Source organism: Roseateles sp. GW835-FHT13E02, assembly GCF_058794035.1.
The window spans coordinates 24037-33438 of sequence record NZ_JBXAGJ010000035.1; the positions used below are offsets into that span (position 1 = coordinate 24037).

Annotated in this window: 9 protein-coding genes; 7 read left to right on the plus strand and 2 right to left on the minus strand. The window is 66.4% G+C overall.

What is annotated here, in order from left to right; all coding sequences use genetic code 11:
• Positions 1–19: 19 nt before the first annotated feature.
• Positions 20–1312, minus strand: a complete 1293-nt coding sequence (urtA, locus tag AC1Q6P_RS23090) for an urea ABC transporter substrate-binding protein (protein ID WP_492666109.1) — start codon at positions 1310–1312, stop codon at positions 20–22.
• 229 nt (positions 1313–1541) lie between these two features.
• Here urtA and AC1Q6P_RS23095 point away from each other — a divergent pair, with 229 nt between their 5' ends.
• The 3 genes from AC1Q6P_RS23095 to AC1Q6P_RS23105 all read left to right on the plus strand — a co-directional run bounded on the left by AC1Q6P_RS23095 (position 1542) and on the right by AC1Q6P_RS23105 (position 3811).
• Positions 1542–2021: an SRPBCC family protein gene (locus tag AC1Q6P_RS23095; protein ID WP_492666108.1), complete on the plus strand. Its 480-nt coding sequence runs from the start codon at positions 1542–1544 to the stop codon at positions 2019–2021.
• Positions 2022–2034: 13 nt separating this feature from the next.
• Positions 2035–2316: a hypothetical protein gene (locus AC1Q6P_RS23100; RefSeq protein ID WP_492666107.1), complete on the plus strand. Its 282-nt coding sequence runs from the start codon at positions 2035–2037 to the stop codon at positions 2314–2316.
• Positions 2317–2413: 97 nt separating this feature from the next.
• Positions 2414–3811 (plus strand): diguanylate cyclase domain-containing protein, encoded by a 1398-nt coding sequence (locus tag AC1Q6P_RS23105; protein WP_492666106.1) that lies wholly within the window; start codon positions 2414–2416, stop codon positions 3809–3811.
• Between the two features lie 40 nt (positions 3812–3851).
• Here AC1Q6P_RS23105 and AC1Q6P_RS23110 read toward each other — a convergent pair whose 3' ends face one another.
• Entirely contained in the window at positions 3852–4001 is a 150-nt protein-coding gene (locus AC1Q6P_RS23110) for a DUF3149 domain-containing protein (RefSeq protein WP_102769185.1), read from the minus strand.
• A gap of 158 nt (positions 4002–4159) precedes the next feature.
• Here AC1Q6P_RS23110 and AC1Q6P_RS23115 point away from each other — a divergent pair, with 158 nt between their 5' ends.
• The 4 genes from AC1Q6P_RS23115 (at position 4160) to AC1Q6P_RS23130 (ending at position 9065) form a co-directional block, all read left to right on the plus strand.
• On the plus strand, positions 4160–5059 hold the full coding sequence (locus AC1Q6P_RS23115) for an SIR2 family NAD-dependent protein deacylase (RefSeq protein WP_492666105.1): 900 nt from the start codon (positions 4160–4162) through the stop codon (positions 5057–5059).
• 170 nt (positions 5060–5229) lie between these two features.
• The gene (locus AC1Q6P_RS23120; RefSeq protein ID WP_492666104.1) at positions 5230–6264 is read left to right on the plus strand and encodes a TolB family protein; all 1035 of its coding nucleotides are present in this window, start codon (positions 5230–5232) and stop codon (positions 6262–6264) included.
• The gene (locus tag AC1Q6P_RS23125) at positions 6150–7328 is read left to right on the plus strand and encodes an alpha/beta hydrolase family protein (protein WP_492666126.1); all 1179 of its coding nucleotides are present in this window, start codon (positions 6150–6152) and stop codon (positions 7326–7328) included. Before AC1Q6P_RS23120 ends, AC1Q6P_RS23125 begins: the two co-directional genes overlap by 115 nt.
• Positions 7329–7523: 195 nt before the next feature.
• Complete coding sequence (locus AC1Q6P_RS23130) at positions 7524–9065, plus strand: methyl-accepting chemotaxis protein (RefSeq protein ID WP_492666103.1); 1542 nt, start codon at positions 7524–7526, stop codon at positions 9063–9065.
• Positions 9066–9402 lie beyond the last annotated feature (337 nt).

The window sequence follows — 9402 nt, forward strand, 5'->3', positions numbered from 1 at the left end:
GGTCAGCTCAATAGAAAAGTTACTTCTTCACCGGCTCATCGGGCTTCTTGTCATTGCCTTCGATGTAGGGGCTCCAGGGCTTGGCCTTGACCGGGGCCGGGGTCTTCCAGACCACGCCGAACTGGCCATCGGCCTTGATCTCGCCGATGAACACCGACTTGTGCAGGTGGTGGTTCTTCTCGTCCATCTTGGAGGTGATGCCCGAGGGCGCGGTGAAGGTCTGGCCGGCCATGGCGGCGATGACCTTGTCCACGTCCGTGCTCTTGGCCTTCTCGACCGCCTGCTTCCACATATGGATGCCGATGTAAGTGGCCTCCATCGGGTCATTGGTCAGGGGCTTGTCCATATGACCGGGCAGCTTCTTGGCCTTGGCGTACGCGCTCCACTTCTGGATGAAAGCGGTGTTGGCCGGGTTTTTGATGGACATGAAGTAGTTCCAGGCCGCCAGGTGGCCGACCAGGGGCTTGGTGTCCACGCCGCGCAGCTCTTCCTCGCCGACCGAGAAGGCGACCACGGGCACATCCTTGGCCTTCAGGCCGGCATTACCCAGCTCTTTGTAGAAGGGCACGTTGGAGTCGCCGTTGATGGTGGAGACCACGGCGGTCTTGCCGCCGGCAGAGAACTTCTTGATGTCGGCGACGATGGTCTGGTAGTCGCTGTGGCCAAAAGGCGTGTACTTCTCGTCGATGTCTGTGTCCTTCACGCCCTTGCTCTTGAGGTAGGCGCGCAGGATCTTGTTGGTGGTGCGGGGGTAGACGTAGTCGGTGCCCAAAAGCACCCAACGCTTGGCGCCGCCGCCGTCCTTGCTCATCAGATAGTCCACCGCGGGGATGGCCTGCTGGTTGGGCGCGGCGCCGGTGTAGAACACGTTCTTGCTCAGCTCTTCACCCTCGTACTGCACCGGGTAGAAGAGCAGGCCGTTGAGTTCCTCGACCACCGGCAGCACCGATTTGCGCGACACGCTGGTCCAGCAGCCGAAGATCACGGCGACCTTGTCCTGCGTGAGCAGCTGTTTGGTCTTCTCGGCGAACAGCGGCCAGTTGGAGGCCGGGTCCACGACCACGGGCTCCAGCTTCTTGCCGAGCACGCCGCCCTTGGCATTGATCTCGTCGATGGCCATCAGCACCGTGTCCTTGAGCACGGTTTCCGAGATGGCCATGGTGCCGGACAGGCTGTGCAGCACGCCGACCTTGATGGTGTCGGCCGCCTGGGCCGACAGGCTGGTGACGCTGAGGCCGGCCAGTGCGCTGACGGCGGCCAGGGCTTTCAGCGAGAAGACGCGGCGGCTGGGGGTCTGGGACGGGACGGGCATGGCGGGGCTCCTGCGGATTTCGGGTTGGTGGGGGAAGCTGCGGTCTGACGAAGCCAATGTAGGCAGCCGGCTCGCGCTGGCATATACGGCGGATGGCGTACAGGGATGGCCCTGCGGGTCACGCCCTGTCGCGGGAAAACCGCCGCCGGTTTGCCGCGGGCGGCCGGCGTGGTCACAATCGCCTGCAGCCTTCCCACCACACCCACACTTGGCCGATCGGAACCCCGCCATGAGCTCCATGCCCCATCTCGACCTGGTCTTGCAACGCGTCATTCCGACCCCGGTCGCTCAGGTCTGGCGCTGCTGGACCGAGCCGGCGCTGCTGATGCAGTGGTTCTGCCCCAAGCCCTGGCAGACGGTCGAATGCGAGATCGATCTGCGCCCGGGCGGCATCTTCCGCACCGTCATGCAGTCGCCCACCGGTGATCAGCACCCCAACGAGGGCTGCTATCTGGAGCTGATCCCGAACGAGCGCCTGGTCTGGACCGGCGCGCTCAAGGCCGGCTTCCGCCCGGCCGACGCGGCCGCCCATCCCTTCGTTTTCACCGCCGTCATCAGCCTGGCGCCGCATGCCGATGGGGGCACGCTCTACACCGCCACGGTGATGCACAGCGACGAGTCCGGCCGCCAGACCCACGAAGCCATGGGCTTCCATCAGGGCTGGGGTGCGGCCCTGGATCAGCTGGTGGCCGTGGCCGCTGGCCTGTGAGGGGACTCACCCCATGGCCACCGATCCCCAACCCCGCCCGCCCGAACGCCTGAGCCTGACGGGCTCGCAGACCCTGAGCGTCGATCAGGACCTGACCGTCACCGTCGGGCGCAAGCTGCGCATCGAGGCGGCCGATTCTCTGGAGCTGGTGGTCGGCAAGGCCCGCCTGCTGCTGAAAAAAGACGGCAGCATCCTGATCCAGGGCGGCCGTGTGCAGATCGAGGCCAGCGGCACGGTCGATGTCAAGGCGGCCGCGGATGTGAAGCTGCGCGGCTCCAAGATCACGCAGAACTGAGGCCTGGCGCGGGGCTCCTGTCTGTCCCGCACCGGGGCCTCTGCAGCCGGGGCTGGCCTCGCTTAATATGGCGCCGACCCCCCGCCTGGAGCCTCTCATGTCTTACCCCGTGCCTGCTCAGGAAGCCGAACGCTTGAAGGCCTTGCAGGCATTGGAGCTTCTCGACAGCGGGCGCGAAGCGGCGTTTGATGATCTGGTGCGGCTGGCGGCCGAATGGTGCGGCGTGCCGGTGGCCGCCATCAGCCTGATCGATGCCGACCGGCAGTGGTTCAAAGCCTGTTGCGGCCTCGATATCCGCGAGACGCCGCGCGATGAGTCCTTCTGCACCCATGCCATCGTCCAGCCGCACGAGCTGCTGCAGGTGCGCGATACCCGACTGGATCCGCGCTTTGCCGACAACCCGCTGGTGACGGGCTCGCCCCATGTGCGCTTTTATGCCGGTGCGCCCTTGCTGACGACCGAGGGCTATGCCCTGGGCGCGCTGTGTGTCATCGACAGTCAGCCGCGCGAGCTGACGGCCTCGCAGATTCATGCGCTGGAAGTGCTGGCGCGCCAGGTGGGCCTGTTGATCGAGCTGCGCAGCAAGCGGGCTCGGCTGGAGCAGCAGGAGCGCACCCTGCGCACCAGCGAGGCGCGGCTGCGCGGCGTCACCGACAACGTGCCGGCCGTGATTGCCTATGTCGACGCACAGCAGCGGGTGCAGTTCTGCAACCGCAAGCTGATCGATTGGTGCGGGCGCCCCGAATCCGAGGTGCTGGGCCAGACCCTGCAGGCGGTGCTGGGCGATGCGGAGTACGCCCGCCACCGCGAGCATGTGGAGGCTGCCCTGCAGGGCCAGCGCCGCGATTTCGGGCTCTGGGCCCTGGACCCGGAGGACGGGCGTTTTTTCCAGTTCAGCCATGTGCCCGATTGCCTGGACGGCAGCGGTCCGGTGCAGGGTTTTTTCGTCCTGGCCAGTGATCTGACGGCGATGAAGCAGCTGCAGCTGCAGCTGGCCGAGGAGGCACGCTTCGACGCCCTGACCGGCCTGCCCAACCGCCGCCATTTTCACGAGCAGCTGGATCAGGGCCTGCTGCGCGCCCAGCGCCACGGCACCCAGCTGGCCCTGGGTTTCCTGGATCTCGATGGCTTCAAGCAGATCAACGACCGCCACGGCCACGCCATCGGCGACGAGGTGCTGCAGGAGTTCGGCCGGCGCCTGCGCCAGAGCCTGCGGCAAACCGATTTCGTCGCGCGCCTGGCCGGCGATGAGTTCACCGTGCTGCTCGAAGACGTGCAGCAGGCCCACGAGTTGGAGCCGCTGGCCAGCAAGATCCTCTCCCACATCCGCCAGCCCTTTGTGCTCAGCAACGGTCTGAGCCTGGCCGTACGCACCAGCCTGGGCCTGGCCTTGGCCGGTTCAGGCGAGAGCGCGGCGGCGCTGATCGAGCGGGCCGATGCCGCCATGTACCGCGCCAAATCGCAGGGGCGCGACAACTTCGTGCTGGAGCTCTGAGCGTGCGTCGCCTTGGCGCGCGACGCTCAGCGTTCAGCGCTCAATCGTTGCGGTGAGCCGCGGTGTCGCTGGCGATGTGGCTCAAAAAGTAGCGCACATAGAACGCGCCCATGCCCAGCGTGATGGCAATCACGGCGGCGCTCATCAGGCCGACATCGGAAGAGAACAGGTCTTTGAACAGGTTCAACATCGATCACTCCTTGCTGTTGCTGCTGCTGCGGGCATGCTTGTTCGTGCCCATGTCGGCATTGGGCGCCTGCCGCCGCCGTGCCACTTTGAGCTGACGCAAGCTCTGCGCAGACAGCTCAAAGCGTCTGCGACCCGGCTGTGGCTCGGGAACAATGGGGCATGAGCGACGCATCTGCTTCTTTGTTTTCCGAGTCCCTGGAGTCGCCCCCGTTGCACGGCCTGTCGGCCGCCCAGATCGCCCATGCCCTGGAGCTGCTGGAGCAGGCCGATCTGCTGCTGGTGGCGGCCGGCGCGGGCATGGGCGTTGATTCAGGCCTGCCGGATTACCGCGGCCGCGAGGGCTTCTGGCGTGCCTACCCGGCCCTGGCCCGTGCGAACCTGAGCTTTCAGCACATCGCCAACCCCTTGGCTTTCGAGCGCCAGCCGCGCCTGGCCTGGGGCTTTTACGGCCACCGCCTGCAGCTCTACCGCCAGACCCAGCCCCATGCCGGCTTCGACATCCTGCGCCGCTGGGGCGAGCGTCTGCCGCTCGGCCTGGCGGTGTTCACCAGCAATGTCGACGGCCAGTTTCAGAAGGCCGGCTACGCGCCGGAGCTGCTGCATGAATGCCACGGCTCCATCCACCACCTGCAATGCCTGGCCGGCTGTGGTCAGGCGATCTGGCCGGCCGATGATTTCGAGCCCGAGGTGGATGCCGAGGCCTGCCTGCTGCTCAATGCCGCACCGGTCTGCCCGCGCTGCGGCGGCCTGGCCCGTCCCAACATCCTGATGTTCGGCGACTGGAGCTGGCAGGACGAACGCAGCGCCGAGCAGGGCGAGCGCCTTCAGACGCTGCTGGCCCGCGCGCGCCGGCCGCTGGTGATCGAGATCGGCGCGGGCAGCGATGTGCCCTCGGTGCGGCATTTCAGCCACCGAGTGATTCAACATCAGCAGGGCCGCTTGCTGCGCATCAACCCGCGCGAGCCTCAGGTGCCCGGTGGCATGGATCTGGGCCTGGCCCATGCGGCATTGGCGGTGCTGCAAGCCCTGGATTCGGCCGGCACCGGAGCCGAGGCCTGAAGCACGTGTGTCGGGCCCAACGGCGTTCATGCCCACAGAATCCCGCTTCGTCTGATGGGCTTGGTCGGCGCGCCGGCTTGCGGAAAGAATCAGGCCCTTGCTGGCGGGCTGCGGGGCAGACCTGGCCGCTACCTTTCCACCTTGCTCTTCCAATCGACACAGGGTTCACCATGCCATCTGCCTTGCTTCCTGAGTTTGCGCCCGTCTCGCGGCCTGCGCGTTCCATGATGATGAAGAACACCGGCCCCGGCCTGCGCCGCAGCGTGCAGCTGCTGGCCCTGAGCCTGCCCTTGCTGGCCGCCGCACCGCGCTGGGTGGAGGCGGCCGAACCCGCCGCGGCCGTGGCCGCCCCGATCCTCAGTCCCAATGCCAATCTGCTCTTGCAAGGCGTGCCGCCGGTGCCCCAGGCCCTGGCCGATGCGGTGGGCCGCTACAACGATTTCCGCGGCCACAGCTTTGTCGACTGGCACCCCAAGAAGCGCGAGATGCTGGTGGCCCACCGCAAGGCCGGCGGCAACACCTCGCAGCTGTTCCGCCTCAGCCAACCGGGCGGCGCGCTGGAGCCGCTGACCGATGCCGCCGATCCGGTGCAGGACGCCAGCTACGAGCCGCGCCAGGGCCGCTACATCGTGTTCGCCCGCGCCAGCGGTGGCAATGAGGTGGCCCAGCTCTACCGTTTGGATGCCGCCAGCAAGGAGCCGGTGCTGCTGACCGACCCCGACCAGCGCCACGCCATGAATGGCTGGCTGCATCAGAGCAGCCAGATGCTGGTGACCTCGGTGCCGCTGGACCGCACGGCCCAGGGCGGCAGCCGCGCCCAGGTGATGACCGAGCTCTGGTTGATGGACCCCGAGAAGCCCGCCGCCAAGCGCAAGCTCGCCGAGCTGCCCGGCGGCGGCTGGGGCGTGGGCGCGGTCTCGCGCGATGACAAGCGGCTGGCGCTGAGCGAGTACATCTCGGCCAATGAATCGCGCATCTGGCTGATGGACCTTGCCACCGGTGAAAAGCGTCAGGTCTTGCCTGCGCCTGGCGAGCAGTTGCGCGCCACCCATGCGCCCGGCGCCTTCACGCCCGACGCAAGGCCTTGCTTGTGGTCAGCAACCGCTTCGGCGAGTTCAATGAGCTGGCCCGCTACCAACTGGCCGATGGCCGGCTGGAGCGCATCGCCACCGGCGTGCCCTGGGACGTCACCGGCGCCAGCCTGACCGAAGACGGCAAGCGCCTGGCCCTGCAGTTCAATATCGACGGCCGCAGCGAGCTGCGCTTCTTCGATGGCCGCAGCTTCAAGCCGCAGCCCTCGCCCAGCCTGCCCAGCGGCAGCATCAGCGCCGCCAGCTTCGACCCCAAGCGCGGCGAGCTGATGTTCAGCCTCAACGGGGCGCAAGGCCCGAACCAGATCTACAGCCTCGATGCCAAGGGCAAGATCGTGCGCTGGACCGAGCCCTACGCGCCGCCCGGCATCGACACCCGCCGCTTCGGCGACCAGCAGGTGGTGCGCTGGAAGAGCTTTGATGGCCGCAGCATCTCGGGCCTGCTGAGCCTGCCGCCGGCCGACAAATTCAGCGGCAAGCGCCCGGTGCTGATCAGCATCCACGGCGGCCCCGAGGGCCAGGCCACGGCTGGCTTCATGGGCCGCAGCAACTACTACCTGCAGGAGCTGGGCGTGGCCATCATCCAGCCCAATGTGCGCGGTTCCAGCGGCTTCGGCAAGACCTTCCTCGACCTGGACAACGGCTACCAGCGCGAAGACTCGGTCAAGGACATCGGCGCCTTGCTGGACTGGATCGCCACCCAGCCCGGGCTGGATGCCTCACGCGTGATGGTCACGGGCGGCAGCTACGGCGGCTATATGAGCCTGGCCGTGGCCAGCCACTATGCGGACCGCATCGTCGGCGCCATCGACATCGTCGGCATCTCGCACTTCGTCACCTTCCTCAACAACACCGAGAGCTACCGCCGCGATCTGCGTCGTGTCGAGTACGGTGACGAGCGCGATCCGGCGATGAAGGCCTTCCTGGACCAGATCTCGCCCCTGACCCATGCGGCCAAGATCAAGAAGCCGCTGTTCGTGGTGCAGGGCAAGAACGACCCGCGTGTGCCCTACACCGAGGCCGAGCAGATCGTCGCCAAGGTGCGCGAACAAGGCACGCCGGTCTGGTACCTGCGCGCCGAGAACGAAGGCCATGGTTTCGCCCGCAAGGAGAACCAGGACTACCTGCTCTACGCCACGATTCTGTTCATGCAACAGAACCTGCTGGCCAAACCCTGAGCCGCGGGCCTGCCGGAAGGAGCAACCGCCCCGAGGGGCGGTTTTTCTTGCCTGAAACTGAATTGCGCACTTTTGCCGATTTGCCGATTTGCCGATTTGAGTGTGGTGTCGGCGCAGAAGCGCGCCCGCAAAAGATAACAGCACCTTAAAGTGCATCACCGGTCGCGATCTTCTTTGCGACGAATTGGGTGCTCTATGAAGAAGTTGAACAGCATCAAGTCGCGTCTGGTTCTGCTGGCTTTTGTGCTCATGGCCTTGCTGGCCGTGGTGGGCGGCTGGTGCCTCATGAGCATGGGGCGCATGAATGACAGCATGGACACGGTCTACTCGGACCGGGTCGTGCCGCTCAAGCAGCTCAAACAGGTGTCCGACGCCTACGCTGTCAACATCGTCGACACCACCCACAAGGTGCGCGCCAAGCAGCTGGACGCCGCCACCGGGCTCAAGCTGGTGGATGAGGCCCAGGAGCTGGTGCAGCGACAGTGGGCGGCCTACACCGCCACCCGCATCGAAGGCAATGAAGCCCGCCTGCTGGCCGAGGCACAGCCCCTGCGCGGCAAGGCGGATGCGGCCACGCTCAAGCTGCGTGCGCTGCTGCAGAGCGGCGATGCGGCCGGTTTGGAGCAGTTCGCCACCCAGGAGCTGTACCCCGCCATCGACCCCTTCACCAATGCCGTGTCGGCCCTGGTGGACGAGCAGTTGCTGGTGGCCGAGCAGGAGTACCAGGCCAGCCAGCAGCGCTACCGCCAGTCGATCTGGGTGGTGATGGGGGTTTTCGGCCTGGCCCTGGCGGCCGGCGTGGGCCTGGCCTGGCGCATCATTGCTTCCATCATGCGGCCGCTCCGCCAAGCCCTGCATGTGGCGGCGCAGATCAGCCAGCGCGATTTGAGCGAACCCATCTCGGTCGAGAGTGACGATGAAATGGGGCAATTGCTGCAGGCCATGCAGCGCATGCAACACCAGCTGTCGCAGACCGTGGAGCAGATCCGTGAGAGCGCCGTGGCCGTGTCCGGTGCCTCGGGCGAGATTTCGCTGGGCAGCCACGACCTCAGCGCCCGCACCGAGCAGCAGGCCGCCGCGCTGGAAGAAACCGCCGCCTCGATGGACGAGATGGCCGCCGCCGTGAAGACCAATGCCGAGACCGCCCAGCAAGCCAACGAGCTGGCCCACCAGGCCTCACGCACGGCCGAGCTGAGTGGCGAAGCGGTGCATCGTGTGGTCAGCACCATGGACCAGATCAATGGCAGCTCCAAGAAGATCGCCGACATCATTGGTGTGATCGATGGCATCGCCTTCCAGACCAACATCCTGGCCTTGAATGCAGCCGTGGAAGCCGCGCGTGCTGGCGAGCAGGGCCGCGGCTTTGCCGTGGTGGCCGGCGAGGTGCGTGTGCTGGCCCAGCGCAGCGCGCAAGCGGCTCGCGAGATCAAGGCCTTGATCGGCGACAGCGTCAGCAAGGTCGAGAGCGGTTCGGAAGTGGCCGCCGAAGCCGGCCGGACCATGGAGTCACTGGTCGGCCAGGTGCGGCACGTGACCGCCTTGCTGGGCGAGATCTCCACCGCCACACGCGAGCAAAGCGCGGGCATCACCCAGGTCAACACCGCCGTGTCCCAGCTCGATCACAACACGCAGCAGAACGCGGCCTTGGTCGAGGAATCGGCCGCAGCGTCCGAAAGCCTGAAGCAGCAAGCCCATCAGCTGGCCGCCATCGTCGGCTCCTTCCGCTTGCAAACCTGAGGGCCATGGTGCGGGAGGTCATGAAGTTGGCACGGAAGCTGCAATAGCTTTCTCAACTTCAGTTGTCTCCTCCACCGCCCCTGGGTGGATTCCAGCCTCAGGCCTTGTGCCTGGGGCTTTTTTTTGGGGCAGGCAAGACGGCCCGGACCTCCGATGCATCAATCCTTCTCGCTGCGGTGCCTCGTCCCGCCGCCGGGCTCATAGTTCGCGGGTCGGCTCTGCGAGCCGACTCCCCTCTCTGCTCGCTCCGCGGCTCAGCTGCGCCAATCTCCCTCCGTTCGCTGCGCTCACTGTGGTCAAACAGTGGCGCCGAGTCAGCGCTTGAAGCGCGCGGGTA

Bases quoted from the DNA above. Each gene is read 5' to 3' on its own strand.
- urtA (WP_492666109.1), bottom strand. From the start codon at position 1,312: ATGCCCGTCCCGTCCCAGACCCCCAGCCGCCGCGTCTTCTCGCTGAAA.
- AC1Q6P_RS23105 (WP_492666106.1), top strand. From the start codon at position 2,414: ATGTCTTACCCCGTGCCTGCTCAGGAAGCCGAACGCTTGAAGGCCTTG.
- AC1Q6P_RS23120 (WP_492666104.1), top strand. From the start codon at position 5,230: ATGCCATCTGCCTTGCTTCCTGAGTTTGCGCCCGTCTCGCGGCCTGCG.
- AC1Q6P_RS23100 (WP_492666107.1), top strand. From the start codon at position 2,035: ATGGCCACCGATCCCCAACCCCGCCCGCCCGAACGCCTGAGCCTGACG.
- AC1Q6P_RS23115 (WP_492666105.1), top strand. From the start codon at position 4,160: ATGAGCGACGCATCTGCTTCTTTGTTTTCCGAGTCCCTGGAGTCGCCC.
- AC1Q6P_RS23110 (WP_102769185.1), bottom strand. From the start codon at position 4,001: ATGTTGAACCTGTTCAAAGACCTGTTCTCTTCCGATGTCGGCCTGATG.
- AC1Q6P_RS23095 (WP_492666108.1), top strand. From the start codon at position 1,542: ATGAGCTCCATGCCCCATCTCGACCTGGTCTTGCAACGCGTCATTCCG.
- AC1Q6P_RS23130 (WP_492666103.1), top strand. From the start codon at position 7,524: ATGAAGAAGTTGAACAGCATCAAGTCGCGTCTGGTTCTGCTGGCTTTT.